Source organism: Desmonostoc muscorum LEGE 12446, from assembly GCF_015207005.2.
Taxonomy (GTDB): Bacteria; Cyanobacteriota; Cyanobacteriia; order Cyanobacteriales; family Nostocaceae; genus Nostoc; species Nostoc muscorum.
On the sequence record NZ_JADEXS020000001.1, the window covers coordinates 2,214,858 to 2,233,989 of the forward strand.

General features: G+C 42.4%; 17 protein-coding genes. 13 read left to right on the plus strand and 4 right to left on the minus strand.

Going from position 1 to position 19,132, the window contains the following annotated elements:
* The first annotated feature begins 189 nt into the window (after nt 1–189).
* The 4 genes from IQ276_RS09625 to rpsU all read left to right on the plus strand — a co-directional run bounded on the left by IQ276_RS09625 (nt 190) and on the right by rpsU (nt 2,364).
* Entirely contained in the window at nt 190–609 is a 420-nt protein-coding gene (locus tag IQ276_RS09625; protein ID WP_190875746.1) for a BlaI/MecI/CopY family transcriptional regulator, read from the plus strand.
* Complete coding sequence (locus tag IQ276_RS09630; protein ID WP_193924088.1) at nt 609–1,448, plus strand: M56 family metallopeptidase; 840 nt, start codon at nt 609–611, stop codon at nt 1,446–1,448. Before IQ276_RS09625 ends, IQ276_RS09630 begins: the two co-directional genes overlap by 1 nt.
* A 346-nt stretch (nt 1,449–1,794) precedes the next feature.
* Nucleotides 1,795–2,106, plus strand: a complete 312-nt coding sequence (rbp, locus tag IQ276_RS09635) for an RNA-binding regulator (RefSeq protein ID WP_190875744.1) — start codon at nt 1,795–1,797, stop codon at nt 2,104–2,106.
* 69 nt (nt 2,107–2,175) lie between these two features.
* Nucleotides 2,176–2,364: a 30S ribosomal protein S21 gene (rpsU, locus tag IQ276_RS09640; protein ID WP_073644812.1), complete on the plus strand. Its 189-nt coding sequence runs from the start codon at nt 2,176–2,178 to the stop codon at nt 2,362–2,364.
* Nucleotides 2,365–2,860: 496 nt separating this feature from the next.
* Here the strand turns inward: rpsU and IQ276_RS09645 are convergent, their stop codons facing one another.
* From IQ276_RS09645 to IQ276_RS09655, 3 genes are all read right to left on the minus strand, one after another.
* A complete protein-coding gene (locus IQ276_RS09645) occupies nt 2,861–5,299 on the minus strand; it encodes an endonuclease MutS2 (RefSeq protein ID WP_235115551.1) in 2,439 nt (812 codons plus the stop codon).
* Between the two features lie 301 nt (nt 5,300–5,600).
* Nucleotides 5,601–5,861: a hypothetical protein gene (locus IQ276_RS09650; protein WP_193915734.1), complete on the minus strand. Its 261-nt coding sequence runs from the start codon at nt 5,859–5,861 to the stop codon at nt 5,601–5,603.
* 381 nt (nt 5,862–6,242) lie between these two features.
* Nucleotides 6,243–6,959 carry a biliverdin-producing heme oxygenase gene (locus IQ276_RS09655; RefSeq protein ID WP_190875741.1) on the minus strand — a complete coding sequence of 239 codons (717 nt, stop codon included), beginning with the start codon at nt 6,957–6,959 and terminating at the stop codon, nt 6,243–6,245.
* A gap of 564 nt (nt 6,960–7,523) precedes the next feature.
* Here IQ276_RS09655 and glmM point away from each other — a divergent pair.
* From glmM to IQ276_RS09700, 9 genes are all read left to right on the plus strand, one after another.
* Entirely contained in the window at nt 7,524–8,996 is a 1,473-nt protein-coding gene (glmM, locus tag IQ276_RS09660; protein WP_193915731.1) for a phosphoglucosamine mutase, read from the plus strand.
* A gap of 325 nt (nt 8,997–9,321) precedes the next feature.
* Nucleotides 9,322–10,089 (plus strand): glycosyltransferase family A protein, encoded by a 768-nt coding sequence (locus IQ276_RS09665; RefSeq protein WP_193915728.1) that lies wholly within the window; start codon nt 9,322–9,324, stop codon nt 10,087–10,089.
* 35 nt (nt 10,090–10,124) lie between these two features.
* Nucleotides 10,125–11,780, plus strand: a complete 1,656-nt coding sequence (gene hpsL / locus IQ276_RS09670) for a hormogonium polysaccharide biosynthesis protein HpsL (RefSeq protein WP_193915726.1) — start codon at nt 10,125–10,127, stop codon at nt 11,778–11,780.
* A gap of 155 nt (nt 11,781–11,935) precedes the next feature.
* A complete protein-coding gene (gene hpsN / locus IQ276_RS09675) occupies nt 11,936–12,916 on the plus strand; it encodes a hormogonium polysaccharide biosynthesis glycosyltransferase HpsN (protein ID WP_193915723.1) in 981 nt (326 codons plus the stop codon).
* A gap of 87 nt (nt 12,917–13,003) precedes the next feature.
* A complete protein-coding gene (hpsO, locus tag IQ276_RS09680; RefSeq protein ID WP_193915720.1) occupies nt 13,004–14,179 on the plus strand; it encodes a hormogonium polysaccharide biosynthesis glycosyltransferase HpsO in 1,176 nt (391 codons plus the stop codon).
* Nucleotides 14,180–14,235: 56 nt separating this feature from the next.
* Nucleotides 14,236–15,486, plus strand: a complete 1,251-nt coding sequence (hpsP, locus tag IQ276_RS09685; RefSeq protein WP_193915717.1) for a hormogonium polysaccharide biosynthesis glycosyltransferase HpsP — start codon at nt 14,236–14,238, stop codon at nt 15,484–15,486.
* Nucleotides 15,487–15,704: 218 nt separating this feature from the next.
* Nucleotides 15,705–17,366 (plus strand): SulP family inorganic anion transporter, encoded by a 1,662-nt coding sequence (locus IQ276_RS09690; RefSeq protein WP_193915737.1) that lies wholly within the window; start codon nt 15,705–15,707, stop codon nt 17,364–17,366.
* A gap of 144 nt (nt 17,367–17,510) precedes the next feature.
* Nucleotides 17,511–18,149 (plus strand): peroxiredoxin, encoded by a 639-nt coding sequence (locus IQ276_RS09695; RefSeq protein WP_073639197.1) that lies wholly within the window; start codon nt 17,511–17,513, stop codon nt 18,147–18,149.
* A 118-nt stretch (nt 18,150–18,267) separates the two neighbouring features.
* A complete protein-coding gene (locus IQ276_RS09700) occupies nt 18,268–18,852 on the plus strand; it encodes a Uma2 family endonuclease (RefSeq protein WP_193915714.1) in 585 nt (194 codons plus the stop codon).
* Between the two features lie 94 nt (nt 18,853–18,946).
* Here IQ276_RS09700 and pirA read toward each other — a convergent pair whose 3' ends face one another.
* Nucleotides 18,947–19,102, minus strand: coding sequence for an arginine synthesis PII-interacting regulator PirA (gene pirA / locus IQ276_RS09705; protein WP_193915711.1), 156 nt, complete (start codon nt 19,100–19,102; stop codon nt 18,947–18,949).
* Nucleotides 19,103–19,132 lie beyond the last annotated feature (30 nt).

Here is a 19,132-nt window from a genome sequence, read left to right on the forward strand (position 1 = left end):
GACTTTTAGACTTGCTGCACGATCTTGTAATCTAAAACAAGAAACCTAACAGTTATTGGACATTGGGTATGGTGAAGAAGCAAAGGTAAAGGGATGGAAGGTTTCAAGAAAAGACTTACTGCAACTTCCCCTCATCCCCCTCATCTCCCTCATCTCCCCACTCCCCACTCCCCACTCCCCTTCAAAACTATGGCACCTTTACCCGATTACCGCCCTAAACAACTATCTTTAGGCCCCTTGGAAGCGGAAATTCTAAATATCATCTGGGAACTTGGTTCCGCCACAGTCAAAGATGTCCACGATCGCATTTTGTCCGATCCCAACCGCGAATTAGCTTATACTTCTGTAACCACTGTTCTGCGACGCCTCACGGACAAAGGTTGGCTGGCCTGCGATAAAAAAGGGCGGGCATTTTATTGGCGGCCGTTGCTGAGTAAGCAACAGTCACAGGTAATCAAAGCCCACGAGCAGTTACAGCGATTTCTCGCAGTGGGTAACCCTGATGTGATCGCAGCCTTCGCCGATAGTCTCGATGAAGCAGCCAGTGAACAAATAGCAGCCATCGCCAAACGCATACAATCTGCACGCCAAGCCAGGGAGGAAAAATGATGCATCTAGTGATGATTTTGATTGCTTTGGCAGTTGCCTGGTGGTTAAGATCCTCTTGGAGGGAATCCGAAGGCACTTGGAATTTGCGGTGGCGGCGATCGCTATTTTTGTTTCTCTTCCCGCCCTTGTTAATTTTTATGACGGCGATCGCTGTGCTGTTCATGGGACCCAAAGGAAATATGGGCGGGATGTACACAGGCTCAATCAGCTGCATACTGGCATTAATTTATTTAGGAATTTTTGCCATTTTATGCATTCAACTTGCCTTTCAAGGTTGGCAGTCTGTGGAATCTGCTCGGAACTGTCCCTTAGTGAATTTGGGGGACAGACGAGCCAGACTACTGCAAACAGAGGCGATGTTTGCAGGTCAAATTGGTTTTTGGCAACCTGAATTGGTGGTAAGCGTTGGATTACTACAAACTCTTTCACCAAATCATTTAGAAAGCGTCTTAGCACACGAACAAGGGCATTATCAGTACAGGGATACATTCTGGTTTTTCTGGCTTGGTTGGGTGCGTTCCTGCACCGCATGGTTACCGAATACAGAGCCTTTGTGGCAAGAACTGTTAGTTTTACGCGAACTCCGCGCCGACAGTTATGCAGCATTACAGGTAGACCCTCTGGTGTTAGCAGAATCACTGCTGTTGGTGGTCAGTACCAGCCCTTTATCATCAGAAATTTGCTGTGCTGCATTGGGTTCTCCTAGTGCAGATCGCTTAGAACAAAGAGTAGAAGCTTTATTAGCACCACCAGAACCAACCACAGAATCTCAATTGCAATCTTGGCATACCTTTTTATTAGCGTTTCTACCTTTAGTAAGTGTGATATTTCACACTTAAGTTAAATTTAACGGGTCGCGGAAGTCCCTTCGCTCGTATCTGTAGTGACTTCCGTCATGTCTGTAGCGACTTTCCTCGTGTCTGTAGCGGTGTCGCTGACGACGATAGCAATGAGAAAATTTACTTCACGACTGGATAGGCGATCGCAGCCTCGTTACATTACTGGTTAATCATCTATTAACCTTTTACTGGATGCAGAAAATTGGCTTCTATGTCATCCTAGAAAAGGAGAGTTAATTCGGTGAGTATTCTTGTTTTTAGTATTGATAGGTTTTTCCCTTTTGGTATTTACAGACTTTTCTCCGAAATTTAAATCTCTACACACTAATAATTTTGGAGAAAATCAATGTCAATTTATGTAGGCAACCTCTCTTACCAAGTTGCAGAAGATGATATTAAGGGTGTTTTTGCAGAATATGGTACGGTAAAGCGGGTTCAATTACCTACAGACCGGGAAACAGGTCGTCTACGCGGCTTCGCTTTCGTGGAAATGGGAACAGATGCTGAAGAAACTGCTGCCATTGAAGCCCTTGATGGTGCTGAATGGATGGGTCGTGACCTGAAAGTTAACAAAGCCAAGCCCAAAGAAGACAGAGGTCCGTCTGGCGGCAATCGAGGAGGATACGGCGGTGGTGGCGGTGGACGTAACCGCTACTAAGTCTTGAAACCGGAAATTTCAAGAGCGAATTTTTAGGCCATTGATGAATTCAATTTAGTAGGAGAGATAATGACCCAAATAATTGTGGGTGAAAATGAACACCTTGAGTCAGCCTTACGTCGATTTAAGCGAGAAGTTTCCAAGGCGGGAATTTTTCCAGATATGAGGAAGCACCGTCACTTTGAAACGCCTATTGAAAAATCCAAGCGCAAAAAACTTGCCTTACAAAAGCAGGGTAAAAGACGCTTCCGCACTTGAGAAGTGACTAGTATATAAATGAAAACCCTCATAAACACTATGAGGGTTTTGTTTTTTATGATACTCTGCAAAAGTCATACCAATTTGAAATAAGAATGCGACAGATATATGGGTAGGGGCGTACAGCTGTACGCCCCTACAGTCGATTCATTTGTTGCAAAGATTTTTTGGGCGTTGCATAATTGCGGGATGATTTGACAATTTGGATCAATACATAATCACCGCGTCTCCGTGTAAGAGCGTCCCCGTGTCATACAATTTCACTAAAACCCTGATACATATAGATTTCGCGTAGGGGCACGGCATTGCCGTGCCCCTACCAACGTATTTGTATCATAATTAAAGTGAAACGGTATCAGCCCCAATCATCCCACTATTCAGCAACGCCATTTTTTGAATTGGTATCAGTTTTTTGGTGGTTGCAGTTATAGCGATCGCAATCCTCATTAATGACTTAATACAGTTATTCTAGGCAAGAACCAAAGGTGATTATTCTTCAATTTATATGGGCTACGGTGACACCACTCCCGCCATCTGCTTGTTCTGCGGCTTCGTAGTTATTAACTCTAGGATGCTGGTGCAAAAAGGCGTGGACACCTTGTCGCAATTTACCAGTGCCGTGTCCGTGAATAATCCATACTGGGCCCGTAGCTTCCGAGATAGCTTTATCGAGAATGAATTCCGCATCAGCTACCCGCTTACCACGCAAATCAACGGTATTTCGGGAGGTGCGAATTGCTGGGACATTTTGCGGTGGTGGTGTGACTGCGGCTGGGGCTGGTTTCGGTTTGACAACTGGTTCAGCTTTTTGACCATCTAAAGATTCTACGTCTTCCAACTTCACAGTCATTTTCATTAGCCCAAACCGGACGCTTAACTCTCCATCCGCGTCAGGGGCGGTTAAGACTTCCGCTGTTTGTCCGAGTTTGGGAACACGAATGCGATCGCCTACTTTGGGCATAAACCCAGGTTTGGGTTTTGCTGGGGTTGCTGGCTGGTATTGCTGGGCAATTTGATTTAAAGCGTTAGTCGCTTGCTGTGCCTCTTGGGCGGTGGGCGTACCTTGTTGCAAGCGGCGGATCACTTGGGCAATTTCCGTTTTTGCCTGGGCGATCGCTTGTTGCACTGCTACTTCCTGTGAAGCCCGCAAAGCGCTTTCCCTCTCTTCCAAGGCTGTAGCTTTGGCGGATACTTGTTTGTATAAACGTTCGGCTTGCTGCAACAAACTTTGGGCTTCCGCAGCTTTGGTTTCCTGGCGGCGGCGTTGGGCTTCTAACCCAGCAATTACCTGATTAACTTCATCTGTTGCTTCTCCCACTTGAGTTTTCGCCTGTTCTACCACTTCTGGTTTCAATCCCAAGCGCAGGGCAATTGTTAAGGCATTAGAACGCCCAGGTATCCCCCACAGTAGACGGTAAGTAGGCGAGAGAGTACTTTCATCAAATTCTACAGAGGCATTTTCAAACCGCTCATCGTCATATTTTAGGGCTTTGAGTTCGCCAAAGTGAGTGGTGGCAATGGTTAGCTGGGCGTGATTAGCGAGATATTGGAGTAAGGCGATCGCTAAGGCACTACCCTCAACTGGATCAGTACCTGCGCCGACTTCATCGAGTAAAACTAGGGATTGGGGATTGGGTATCGGGGATTGGGGATTAGGAAGTTCTTCATCCCCAGTCCCCAGTCCCCAGTCCCCATTCCCCAGTGCTTCCAAAATCCGACTAATCCGCCGAATGTGCCCAGAGAATGTGGATAAACTTTGCTGTAAGGATTGTTCATCGCCAATATCTGCCAGCACTTTGTCAAACCAAGGAATTTCTACTGGTTCGCGGGCGGGGACAAATAAACCCACTTTGGCCATCAATGCTGCTAACCCTAGAGTTTTTAAGGTTACAGTTTTCCCGCCTGTATTTGGCCCAGTAATTGTTACTACCCGAATGTGGGGACTGATGAGTAAATCCACGGGAACCACTGGCTGCCCTTGTTCGTGCTGTTGCTGCCACACTAACAGAGGATGCCGCAAGTTCCGCAAGGTAATCATTTCATTTTCTTGCGGTTCGATGAATCGCGGCGGATTGGCTCCTAGCCAGTAACTATATCGGGATCTAGCGGTTGCTAAATCCAATGTGGTGACAATTGCTAACAACCTTTCCAAATCTGGTTTGACTGCGGCTACTTGTTCTGTCAAAACGCGGCGAATTGCTTCTTCTTCGGCTTGCTCTCTTCTGATGATTTGCCGCAATTGGTTGCCCAGAGGCACGACGGAATTCGGTTCGATGTAGAGCGTCGCACCACTGGTAGAGGTATCGTGAACAATGCCGGGAATGGCGTCTTTTTGGGGTGCTTTGACAGGGATGACAAAGCGATCGCCCCGTTGGGTAATAATCTGTTCTTGAACTGCCCCAGATTTTGCCTGTATGATATTTTGCAGCTTTTGGGTAATTTGCGTGCGTAATCGCCGCAAGTCGGTGCGAATTTCGCCGAGTTTTTGACTGGCGCGATCGGTTACCTGTGAGCGTTCATCAATACAGCGGTGAATTTCCTGTTCTAGTTCTGGGTAAGTCCGTAAATCGGCAACCAAATCAGTAAGTATTGGTAAATCTTCCTGATTATCGATGACACGGCGCAAATTTCTTGCACCAGCCAGAGTGGTGGCGATCGCTAAGAGTTCATCTCCTGTCAAAATTCCGCTGCGTTCTGCCCGTTCTAGGGAATCCCCAATATCTTGAATTCCTTCAAATGAGAGTCCTGTAGTCAGGCGACTTTCCAGTTGATAGACTTCTTTGGTTTGCTTTAACAACTGTTCGCTTTCTGCCTGAAAATCGGGGATTTTCAGATGACGCGCGGCTATAACCCCCAATTTAGTTGCCGCAAAGGTGGAAAGGTGCTGGCACAGACGATGCCATTCTAATAGTTCTAAGGTTTCAGATTGGATCAAGGCTTCAACGTCTAATCTGAAACTATCGTAACAATTCTAGCTCCTTCATGGGTAAACCTTAAAGGATCAGGATTTACGCACAGGTAACGGAAAATCGAACCACAGAGAACGCAGAGGACACAGAGGAATAGGAGTTTGAGAGGTTTATTGCGTAAGTCCTAAGGATAAAATACAGATATTCACTGATGGTCAAGACGGTTTCAAGAGGGTGTAGCTCAGGATATAACTACTCATATCTACGTAGTAACATAAAACCGCATGTGGGGTAAGTGCTGCTGTGGCAGTGATGTGCTTCATCCATTTACGAAAAACCCGCCTCAATCATTTTGGCGATCGCATCTGGGTCAAAATTATTCAATGCTGAAACAAGTTCCTGAAACTGCTGATATTTTTGTTCACAGTAATTTCCTGTTCCCCATCCCATCAGTTCACAAAAATTGATGTAGTCTGTCCGCCAATGAAATGTTCCGAGATAGAGAACAAATTCTTCAGCTAATTTCTGGGATTCTGGACTAGGGTCGGGTTTGTCTGTAGCGTAATTCTCTGGTAGTTCTGATGTCATGCTGTTTCACTCTACAACTTTGACTGAATTGGTAAGGCGATCGCATTCTCTGAAAATCTCTTCATAAGTCATACTAACTGCTTCAGTCATAATTGAGGGGCAATCTCCCCATGCTTGCTTTCACTAATAAAAAGCATTCACAAGGCGATCGCCCCTAAATATTTTGAGCGTTTTTAGCACTCGCTCTTTCCCCAGAAACACTTATGAATTATCTTTCATCAGTCTATCTGGAATAATGACTCCACACTCCACACTCCGCATTTATTACTCAGCGCTGATCATACCAATTTGAAAAATGATTGCCACAGTATGGATAGCCAAAAAGCTGAACTACTAACTATTTCACAATCTAAAATCTAAAATCCAAAATCCAAAATGGTATTACTCAGCAGTAGCAAGTTCAGTACTACCACGTGTACGCCGCCGTGTGAGGCTGTTGTACAGCATGATACCGATCGCTTTGATCAAATTGCCTTCCAATTCTTGGAACATCTTCATGTTCACACCAAAGGCGGCGTTAGCTTCATCAACAATGCGATCGCCTGTAGCATCATCCAAGGGTAATTCATCCAAATTCTGGCGATATTTGGCTTTGAATGCCTTTTCGTCAGTAATATCTGCAAATTCATAAAAGGCGGTACCTTGCCCATCAGACAAATTCATTGCCGTGACAGCAATATTTTTGAGAATTTGTCCCCCAGATAAATCACCCAGGTAACGAGTATATGAATGGGCGATTAACAGTTCTGGTTCTGTTGCAGATATTTCCCGAATCCGCTTGACATAAGCTTCACCCGCAGAAGATAGTCGAATTTGCTCTTTCCAATTCGCACCAAAGTAATAATTTAGGTCTTGTTCTAGGGTATGCTTGCGGTTTAACTGGGGAAAATAAATTTTAGAAACAATTGGATGCTGGCGGTGCTTTTCTATCTCCTCTTCCATCGCTGAGTAGATGAAGTAGAAGTTAGCAACTAGTTTCCGGTAAGAGTTTTTCTCGACTACTCCTTTTAAAAAGCACTTGACAAAACCGACATTTTCTGCCATTGTGTGGGCTTTTTTAGTGCCTACACGTAATTTGGTTGCTAAATTGCTGCTCATGCTAAATTTCTCAACTTTAAAAAGTCAACTGCCGGAGTTTTAACCGACCAACGGCTAAAAAGGCCATTAAAACGTTACCTTAAAACTATTTGATGAGAATTTATATTAAAATTTTTTAAGCTTTGATTTTTTGTAGCTTTTTACACAACAAACTCACGAAATGAATAGAACTTTATATTGCTGGAATTTTGCTTTTTTGTTTTTATCAGTTAGATTTTACTTGCATTCTCAAGTTTGTTGGCAAAGCGATCTAATTACTAAAAGTAATATATATTACTTTTAATTTTAAAAAGACTTTAAGTATTAACGAATACACATAAGAGTCAAGATTAAGATAGAGCGCATAAAAATAAGAATTAGCTAAAATGGGTAAACTTTACTGATAACGTAAAAACCAACACTGACTTCATGAAATATTTACAATTACAGAAGTAATCCTTAAGTATTTTTACGTACAATTAAGTTTATCTAGAGCGAATTTTTAAAGAGAATAAAGAATGTCGAAATTGCTGAATCAAGTCTCAAGTGCTATTTTTCAGTTTGTTGTGTGGAGTGTTTAAGCATATGGTTTCATCTGTAACTCGGACATCTGGCATTGTTGGGAATTCTGCTTCCGAAGCTAATGGATTAGGCAAAGGGATTGAGAGCAGTTTTGGGCTGAATTTACTACCACTACCAGCAAATGCGTTATTTGGCACAGATGGTATTCGCGGACGAGTGGGAGAATTACTGAGTGCGCCCCTAGCATTGCAAATTGGATTTTGGGCGGGTATTGTTTTACGTAACCATGCTACTGGTGTGGGGCCAGTGATTTTGGGACAAGATTCTCGAAACTCTAGCGATATGCTGGCAATGGCTTTGAGTGCCGGGTTAACAGCAGCAGGGTTAGAGGTTTGGTATTTGGGATTATGTCCTACTCCTTGCGTTGCCTATCTCACCAGCATCAGTGATGCCATCGGTGGAGTGATGATTTCTGCCAGTCATAACCCCCCAGAGGACAACGGCATTAAGGTTTTTGGTGCCGATGGTGGGAAGTTACCCCAATTATTGCAAGCAGAAATTGAAGCCGGACTGCGTGGCAAGATTTCAACTGCTGGTACTGAGAGTAATTGCGGCAGACATTACTCACGTTTCGAGTTAATCAGCCATTATGGCGAGGCGTTGAGAAAACCCTTGGATGGTGGCTTCAATCTTGAAGGAATGAAGATTGTTTTAGATTTAGCGTGGGGAGCAGCAGTAGGATTAGCACCAACAGTATTTACACAGATGGGTGCAGAAGTAATTTGCTTGCATAACGAAGCAGATGGCGATCGCATTAACGTCAACTGTGGTTCCACCCACCTAGATATTCTGGCAGCAACCGTACAAGAACACAACGCCGACTTAGGCTTTGCCTTTGATGGCGACGCCGATCGCGTCTTAGCAGTAGATAATACTGGCAGGCAAGTTAACGGCGATTACATTCTCTACCTCTGGGGACGCCACCTACAACAAAAACAACTACTCCCAGATAACTTGATTGTATCCACAGTCATGGCTAACTTAGGCTTCGAGAAAGCTTGGAATGAAATAGGTGGGAACTTGATTCGCACCGCAGTCGGGGACCAATACGTGCAAGCCGAAATGCTGCGGACAGGGGGAATGCTGGGCGGCGAACAATCAGGTCATATACTTTGCCGTCATTATGCCGTAACAGGGGATGGCTTATTAACAGCCTTGCATTTAGCAGCTTTAGTCAAACAAAGTGGTGTTTCCCTAGCAGAATTAATAAATCAAAGCTTCCAGACCTATCCTCAATTATTGCGGAACGTGCGAGTTATAGACCGCGATCGCCGTTTAGGATGGAAAGATTGCCAACCTGTGCAAAAAGCGATCGATCTTGCCGAAGCTGCAATGGGTGATTCTGGTAGAATCTTAGTCCGCGCCTCTGGTACCGAACCAGTAATCAGAGTTATGGTGGAAGCCGCCAGTGCCGAACTTGCCAACCACTGGACAAATGAATTAGTCTCAAAAGTCCAGCAACATCTGATGGACTAAGGGACTTCCAATAAAAAAACATTCCATCTCCGGGGCGCACAGCTGTGCGCCCCTACAAATATATAAATAACCAAGGCTGGTGAATTTGTAGGAACTGTGAAATTGTGAGATAGTTTCTGCTTAATTAATTGCCACAAAAACTCACTGCATCACAATCAATACGGTTCGGTTAAGGTTTTTTTGATGAAAATTCTAAATCGCAAAGACAAGGGTAAATCGCCCTCAAGACGAAAGATTGATGATTGTAGAGACGCCGATTTATCGCGTCTCTGAATGTGTTATTATTTCCTTCGAGATTCTTAGCTATTTATTGTGATATAAAATAGTGCTTGTTTTTGTTATTCCACTCAAAAGCGCACAAGTTTCCAATTCCTGGGAGCGTGTTACACAATTGTTTGAAAGATGCATTAAATCAGTTTGTAATCAGACCTCACCCAATTTTCACGTTATTGTTGTTTGTCACGAAAAGCCCAAAATAGAATTCACTCATTCCCAAATTACATACATTACAGTTAATTTTGATCCTCCAAACGAAATTAACCCTATAGCTAAAGGAGACACAGATAAAGGGCGGAAAATCCTAAAAGGATTGATTTATGCTCGTCAATTTTCTCCCACTCACACTATGACAGTTGATGCTGACGATTGTGTAAGTCAAAATTTAGCAAAATTTATTCAACAATACCCAGATTCTAATGGATGGTTTATCAATAAAGGTTATAAATATCAGGAAGGAAGTAACTACATATATCTGAAAAGAAACAATTTTTATAAAATGTGCGGCAGTTGTAACATTATCCGATATGATTTGAATGATTTGCCCCAGAACGGAGAATATAATCGTGGCTATGGATACTATAGATATTATATAGACCATGCCAAAGTTAGAGATATTTTAAAAAACAAAGGAAAAGCTATTAAATCATTACCGTTTCTAGGTGCGGTTTATATTTTGGAAACAGGAGAAAATCTTTTTGATAATTCAAAAAGACTGAAATTTAGCATTTTTAATCGGAAATTATTAAATCAATCAATTAGAGATGAATTTGGATTGTACGACTTACAGCAATCCAAAGAAATTTGTCAACTATAATAGATTCCTTGAGGCTGATAGGCTACAGCATTACTATGCGAAAAAGCAATTCAAAATCGCGATCGTCTAAAAACTCGAAAAAGCAGGCTAAAAACGAAACTCCTACCCTTAGCCTCAAAGAACAGTTAGCCCAGAAGCGCAAAGCAGCCCAAGCACGTAAAGAACTCACCAGCTTACTCACCACCGCCACCTTTGGCGGTGTCTTCTTAGGCATTGTGCTTTTTTTCGTAGCTGGAATTAAAGCAGCAGTTCCTGGTGTCTTGGGGATAATTGTCATGTCCCTTTCTTACAAATATCCCCGCCAAGCCCTATATGCCTTCATTATTTACGTACCTGCTGGTGGTACTATTACTTACTATTTGGGCAATAGTCCCATACTCCAATTAGCTAAAGATGCTTTTTACGTTCCAGCCCTGATTGGACTTTGGCAAACTTGCCGTAAACAAGGGATACCAATAATTATTCCCCCAGGAATTAAAACTCCACTTTATATTGTTTTGGCTTGTAGTGTGTTAACACTGTTGTTTGTCAATGGTGGACAGCAGTTTAACCCCCCTAGTGTCGGACTTTTAGAAAAGGCACCCAAAGAAATACCCTTAGGTATGGGAATTCTGGGACTGAAAGTACTTTTAGGCTATGTGCCTTTGATTGGTTGTGCTTACTATTTAATTCGAGATAAGCGAGATTTTCTATTTTTATCGCGCCTGCAAATAGGCCTCATACTGACTTGCTGTGTGCTGGGATTTATTCAATATTTGTTACTACTAACTGGTATATGTAAAGGCACTAGAGGTCTTGAAGGAAATGCACTATTTGTCACATCACTAGAAGCTCGGTGTTATTTTGGTGGAGCGCTCTTATATAGTCCTGAAGAAGGAGTTATTCGCTTACCAGGAACATTTGTAGCCCCTTGGCAGTGGGCATGGTTTTTAATTTCCAGCACCTTTTTTACCTTTGCCACCGGCTTCACCGACCCCTCGATAATATGGCGGTTAATCAGCTTAGGTGCTTTAGGTTCAGTATTTATTAATGCTGTCATTTCTGGACAGAGAATCGCCTTAGCTTTAGTACCAACCTGCTTTGGAATTTTGCTATTGCTCACAGGTCAAATTGGCAACCTCAAACGGTTTATTCCCATAGGAATCGGACTAGCTTTGATTTTGGGAATAGCGATGATAACTAACCCTGCTGTCGTCCAAGAGAGAACCGCAAGTTTTACTAGTCGTTGGGAAGCTTCACCACCTCAAGATTTTATCATCCAGCAATTTGAAGAAAACTGGAAAGACGTAGACGGCCCTTTAGGTAGTGGCTTAGGTCGAGCAACTAACTCCGCCCGTGCAATGGGTGAAACTAAGCTGGTAGAAACTTATTACCCGAAAGTACTTTATGAAATTGGAATTATTGGGGTATTAGCGTTTTTAAGTTTAGTCACAAGTTTAACAATTATTGCCTTCAAAACCTATCGCTCGATAAAAAACCGTAATTTCCGCAGTTACGGAGCAGCTTTATGGGTGTTTATATTGTTTATTAGCTATAACACCTACTACTATCCCTTGGATGTAGATCCAGTTGCTGTCTATTATTGGTTTTTTGCGGGAGTTCTTTTTAAATTGCCAGAACTAGAAAAACAAGAAAAAGAAGATGCCGACCCGAACCAAAAAAACCAGAAAAAACGTCTCAAAACAATTTAAATGCAAACAAAATGCTAAAAGTTATCATCAGAGGTCAGCCCCTTCTCTGCGAGACGCACTCGCGTTCGGGGAAGTCAAAAGTCAAAATTCAAAAAAACCTCAGCAGTCAACACTTCCAATGACTATTAAAATAGTAAAATTATTTAAGAAAAATTATGAATAATTGGCCTTTAATTACTGTGGTTATCCCGACATATGGTCGAGAGGAACCGCTACGGGATAGCATTGTAGATGTCCTGAAACAGGACTATCCGAATTTTGAAGTTTTAGTAATAGACCAAACTGCAAAACACCAACCAGAAATTCAAGCCTACCTAGAAGAAATGGCGGAGGCAGGTAAAATTAAATGGTTGCGGTTAGATTGGGCGAGTTTGCCAGGGGCGCGGAATTATGCTGTGCGGCGGTCATCTGGTGAAATCATATTATTTATTGATGATGATGTGCAGCTAACGCCTGGATTGTTATCAGCCCATGCGAAAAATTATTTGCAAAACCCAGAGGTGGGGGCTGTTGCTGGACGGGTATTTGACAGAATGAAATTGGGTGATTCTGGAGGAGATTTAGAGATTGAATATCTGCCTCCCGAAGCTATGGACCCTGGTATCGCTTGGTATCATATTGATTTAGTACATACGATAAAATCCCAGCAAGTACTGACAGCAAGGGGGTGTAATATGTCCTTTCGCCGGGAAATTTTTACTAAGTATGGATTGAGTTTTGATGAGAGATTTGGCGGTAGTGCAGTGCGGGAAGAATCAGATTTTTGTTTGCGGGTGCGACAGACGGGATATAAGATTTGGTACGACCCAGAAGCCCATTTGGTGCATTTAGGTGAGGAGACTGGGGGTTGTCATGATATTAGTATGCGATCGCTTAAATATCAACTCACCTTTTACCACAATCATTTCCTCTTGGGGCTAAAAAACCTCACTGTTACCCAAGCTTTACGCCTATACGCGCGTTTATTTGATTGTCACGTCCTGGGACGCCCACCTTGCCATAAAAGCGGTTCCCCCATCAAAATTCTCACTCGCGGTATTTTTTACACTTTGGGTTTTTTCAAAGCCTTGGGTACTGTCATCCAATCAGTATGGAATGATGGTCAAATTTACACTCGTTTGGATCAAAAAGTTTAGTTAGTGCTAGAGACGCGATTAATCGCGTCTGTACAAGAGTTAGGAGTTAGGAATTACTGAATAAAAAATCACAAATTACAAATAACAATGAAAATCTTAGTTGCTAGTCACACTTATATTGTAGACCTCAACTGTGAAAAATTACGCGCTTTATCTCAGCTAGAACCTGACATTGAAGTGACAGTTGTAGTTCCAAAACGCTGGAATCCTGGTGGTGTACAAAACAAAATCATTGAAACTGAATACCGCGATGAAGGCTCATTTAAAATAGTTCCGCTTTATAACTTCAGTCAAAATCATCAGGGATTCCTTACCTTTGGCGCTGATTTGATATCTTTATTAAAACAATTTCGCCCCCAAATCATCCAGGTAGAGCAAGGGTCTAGAGGATTGGCTTATACTCAAATGATTGCCTTAAACAAACTACTAGGACTCAAGGCAAAAAATGTATTTTTTACCTGGTGGAACCTACCATATCAATTAAAATTACCAGTTGCCTTATTAGAAAAACATAACCTCAATCACAGCCACGGCATTATTTCTGGTAATCAGGATGGGGCAGAAGTTTTGCGACAACGGGGATATGAAGGGCCGATTAAAGTCATGCCGCAATTGGGTGTAGATGAAAGTTTATTTACTCCCAAACCACAACCAGAGTTAGCAGCTAGTTTAGGTATTGAAAAAGAAGATTTTGTGGTGGGTTTTGTTGGGCGTTTTGTTCAAGAAAAGGGTTTATTAACGCTTTTAAAAGCCTTAGTGAGGTTAAAAAATAAACCTTGGAAATTACTCCTCTTGGGACGGGGAGAATTACAAGGAGAATTAATTAAAATAGCAACAGAGAACAATATTGAAAACCGATTAATTTTAGTAGAAAGCGTTCCCCATAATGAAGTAGCAAACTATATCAATTTAATGAGTACTTTGGTACTGCCTTCAGAAACAACTTACAAATTTAAAACCTTAACCTCTGCTGGTTGGAAAGAACAATTTGGTCACGTGCTAATTGAAGCAATGGCTTGTCAAGTGCCTGTGATTGGTTCTGATTCCGGTGAAATTCCCCATGTAATTGGTGATGCTGGTTTAATTTTTCCTGAAGGTGATGCCGAAGCCCTTGCTAATTGCTTACTTGAATTAATGGATAAACCATATTTTGCTCACACTCTTGGTGAAATGGGTTATCAAAAAGCAATGATTAAATATACAAATAAAGCTTTAGCTAAGCAGCAATTAGAGTTTTATCAAGAGTTGGTCATTAGTCATTAGTGATTGGTCATTAGTGAATAACACAGGACAAATAACAAACGACAAATGACAAAAAAATGAAAATATTACAAATTGTTCCCTCAATTTCTCTGATTTACGGCGGCCCTAGTCAAATGGTACTGGGATTAGCTCCAGCTTTGGTAAAAGAGGGAGTAGAAGTTACAATTCTCACAACTGATAGTAATGGTGATAATGGTCAAATACCTCTGGATGTTCCCTTAAATCGCCTGATTAAACAAGATGGTTATGAAATTATCTATTTTCGTTGTGCGCCATTTCGTCGCTACAAATTTTCTCTAGATTTACTCAAGTGGCTAAAACTTCATGCCCACGAGTTTGATATTGCACATATTCATGCTTTATTCTCACCCATAAGTAGTGCTGCTGCTATTGTGTGTCGTCAGCAAAAACTACCTTATATTTTGCGTCCTTTGGGTACTCTCGATCCGGCTGATTTACGCAAAAAAAAGCAATTAAAACAGATTTATGCTGCAATTATAGAACGTCAAAATTTAGCAGGTGCGGCGGCAATTCATTTTACTAGCGAACAAGAAGCTAAAATATCAGAAAGATTTGGAGTATCGACGCCAGATTTGGTAATTCCTTTGGGTGTGATTCCGCCTCAATCCCCTGGTGAAAAGGGGAGAAATTTTGTATTTAGTCAATTTAAAATACCAGAGGATATCCCGTTGGTGCTATTTATGTCACGAATTGACCCAAAAAAGGGGTTGAATTTGTTGATTCCGGCGCTAGAAAAATTGTTAGGGGTTGGTTATAAATTTCATTTTGTTTTAGCTGGAACAAATCCCCAAGAACCAGATTACGAAGAAAAAATAAAATCCCAAATTCAAAATTCATCACTGCGATCGCACACTACAATCACTGGCTTTGTTACTGGTGAATTAAAAGCTAGTTTACTACAAGCTGCTGATTTATTCGTCTTACCTTCCTATTATGAAAATTTTGGCATTGCTGTAGCTGAAGCGATGCTAGCAGGAATACCCGTAGTCATTTCTGACCAAGTGCATATTTGTCAACAAATACGTGATAGTGAGTCGGGTTGGGTGGGTACAACAGATGTGGAAGCACTAGTAGATTTATTACAAGCAGCTTTGGAAAATCCCGCAGAACGCCAACGACGGGGATTAAACGCCCACAAATATGCTGATGTAAATTTTAGCTGGGATGCGATCGCAAAGCTTACAATCCAAGCCTACCAAAAAATTCTGGCAAACAAATCAATCAGGACTTACGTACAAGTAACGGAAAATCGAACCGCAGAGGACGCAGAGGGCACCCAGAAATAAGAGTTTTGGAGGGTTATTGCGTAAGTCCTATCAATTTAACCCAAGGCAGACAACAGCAGTTTTGCCAAATAGGTGTTAAAACTACTTTGACAAGTACAGCAGATTGCAAGCTAGTGAAATATACAGTAGGAGTCAAGAGTCAAGAAGGGTTTTTATCTGGCTTGTAGACCAAAACACTATATATACACAAATTCTGTATGAAAGTTGAAAATGAGAAGATGCCAATATCTGATACCGTTGAACAACCAAAACTTTTCAGTTTCGGTGGCTTGTTTAGTGGACTGCGTGGCGATTTTACGGGAGGACTGACAGCAGCTGTCGTAGCACTACCCTTGGCTTTAGCTTTTGCGGTGGCAAGTGGAGTAGAACCAAAGGCAGGACTCTACACCGCTATTGTGGCGGGAATTGTAGCGGCAATCTTTGGAGGTTCGCCGGTACAGATTACAGGCCCTACAGGCGCAATGGCTGTCATTTTGGTGGGAATTGTTGCTAAGTATGGCATTGAAAAAGTTTGGATTGCTGGGGTGATGGCTGGAATTATCCAGATTGCCTTGGGAGTTGCCAAACTGGGACAACTAGTGAAGTTTATTCCTTATCCAGTGACGGCAGGTTTTACTAACGGTATCGCCGTGATTATTTTTTGTGGTCAATTAAATAATTTCTTTGGCTTACAAGTACCACGTAGCGAACATTTTCTGCCAGGACTTTGGCAAAGTATAACTCATGTAGAAGCTTTAAACTGGGTAGCAGTCGGGCTGGCAGTGGTGGTGATTGCAACCAACGTTTTATGGCCCAAGATTAATACTACTATACCGGGTTCTTTAGTGGGGTTGGTGTTGGCAACAGTGATCGCTGCTTATTTTCATCTGGATGTGCCAACAATTGGAGTCATTCCTCAATCTTTACCCATGCCCCAAGGTATTCCCCACTGGAATGATTTTAGCGTGATTCGAGAACTAATTAATCCGGCTTTGGCTTTGGCGGCACTGGGAAGTATTGAATCGTTGCTGTCGGCGGTGGTGGCTGATGGAATGACGGTGAGTGAGAAACACAATAGCGATCGCGAATTAATTGGTCAAGGATTGGCAAATATCATTGTCCCATTTTTTGGTGGCATCCCAGCAACAGGGGCGATCGCTCGGACTGCTGTGAATGTCCGTTCTGGCGGTAAAACCCGACTGTCTGGAGTCATTCACGGCGTTGCTTTAGCCATTATTGTCTTAACTTTGGCACCCTTAGCGGCGCAGATTCCCCTAGCCGCACTTGCTGGCATTTTGATGGTAGTTAGCTTGCGGATGATTGAGTGGGAAGCCATTGGCTTATTAATGCGTGCTACCTACTCCGATTTTGCTGTGATGATTCTCACCTGGCTGGTAACAATTTTGTTTGACTTAGTTCTCGCTGTGGAAGTCGGATTAATTGCAGCCGGAGCCTTGTTTATCAAACGTATGAGTGATTTGACCCTTGCCAAAATACCTGAAACCGAAGTGTTTCCCCCTGGTATTCCTCTAGAATTAGGCAAAGAAATTGCTGTTTATCGGGTAGATGGCCCTGTATTTTTTGGTGCTGCGGAAAGGTTCGTTACCTTCTTGCGGGAGCAGCCAGAAGTGAAGTATTTAATTCTGCGGTTACGGTATGTACCAAATATGGACACAACTGGCTTAGTGGCCTTAGAGGATATTTACCACGATTTGGAACGGCATAATTGCCGCTTAATTCTCACAGGTTTACAACCCCAAGTTCGACAAATACTAGAACGTTCAGGATTGTTGAAAACAATCGGATTATCAAATTGTTTTGAAACAACCACAGATGCTATTTGCTCTCTCAATCCTCAGATTGAAAGACCATCTCAGCTTGTAGCGACTAATTTAAATTGAACTCAGCCCCCTCATTCTGTATCTAAGAGTGCTGACAACCTAAAATTTTGTTTCAAACCGCTAAAGCCCGATTGGGGAATAGGGGTTTTGTGTCATGATGACAAAGTAGAACACATATGCTTTTCTAACTACAGGGAATCTCACATGGCTCTCCGTTTAGGTGATACAGTACCCAACTTTAAACAAGCCTCAACACACGGCGACATCGATTTTTACGAATGGGCAGGTGACAGCTGGGTTGTGCTGTTCTCTCACCCTGCTGATTTTACACCTGTTTGCACAACAGAACTCGGCACAGTTGCCAAGCTGAAACCAGAATTTGACAAGCGCAATGTCAAAGCGATCGCACTTAGCGTTGATAATGTTGAATCACACAATGGCTGGGTGGGAGATATTGAAGAAACTCAAAGCACCACTCTTAACTACCCAATTTTGGCAGATGCCGATCGCCAGGTTTCTGACCTTTATGATATGATCCACCCCAATGCCAACGCAGCTGTAACGGTGCGATCGGTTTTCGTAATCGACCCCAACAAAAAACTCCGTCTAACTTTCACATATCCCCCCAGCACAGGACGCAACTTTGATGAACTTTTGCGGGTGATTGATTCTCTGCAATTGACTGATAACTACAGCGTGGCCACACCAGCCGACTGGAAAGATGGAGAGGATGTCGTAATTGTCCCCTCACTCAAAGATCCAGAAGTTCTCAAAGAGAAGTTCCCCAAAGGCTATCAGGAAGTTAAACCTTATCTGCGGTTAACTCCTCAGCCTAACAAGTAAATCTAAAAATGATTTCCTGCATTAGACGCAAAGCCGCCAACCTATATCTTGGCGTCTTTGCGTCTTTGCGTGAGAATAAAGTCATTGGGCTAGAAATCGGAACCTGGAGGAAATCCCCATGTTTTCATCCCCTTTAGTTTTACAAATTCCGTCATCAATGCAAATCACAGACGAACAATTTTTTGAGTTCTGTCTGGCGAATCGTGATTTACGCATTGAACGCAATAAATTTGGAGAATTGGTAATTATGCCTCCTACTGGTTCAGAGACAGGAAACCGAGAAATTAATATCTCAGGACAGTTATGGGTGTGGTCAGAACAGGATGGCACAGGTATAACTTTTAGCTCTAGTACTGGATTTAAGTTATCAACAGGTGCAGAGCGCTCTCCAGATGCTTCCTGGATTAAACTAGAACGGTGGAATTCTCTGTCTCCAGAACAACAGCAAAAATTTGCCCCCATTTGTCCAGATTTTGTAGTCGAACTCAAATCTCCCAGCGACAACCTCCAAACTCTGAAGGAAAAAATGGAGGAATATATGAATGAGCCGGGAATACAGTTAGGCTGGTTGATTGACCGTAAGCAACGTAAAGTCTATATTTATCGTCCTGGATTATCAGAGGAATGTTTGGATAATCCTGCTAGCGTTAGTGGCGATCGCATATTGCCTGGTTTTATTTTGAATATGAGTAAAGTTTGGTAAAAAAGTAGGTATGTACAGCTGTAAGCCCCTACAAAACAAAAAAAACCCGCCGTAGCGGGATACACAACAAAACTATGAACGATGAAAACTTGATTTAGTAGGAATACTTCATCTCAGCTTCGAGCTGACGAATCAGTTGTTCGTCACCTTTCGCTCTGGCTACTTGCAAGCGATGTTCTAAGCTTTTTTGAATATTCTCTCTGTGAGCTTCTCGCGCTTTCCTGGCAGTCTGTAATCTACCTTGATTCATAGGAATTACCTCTTTAATTTTTGACTTTAT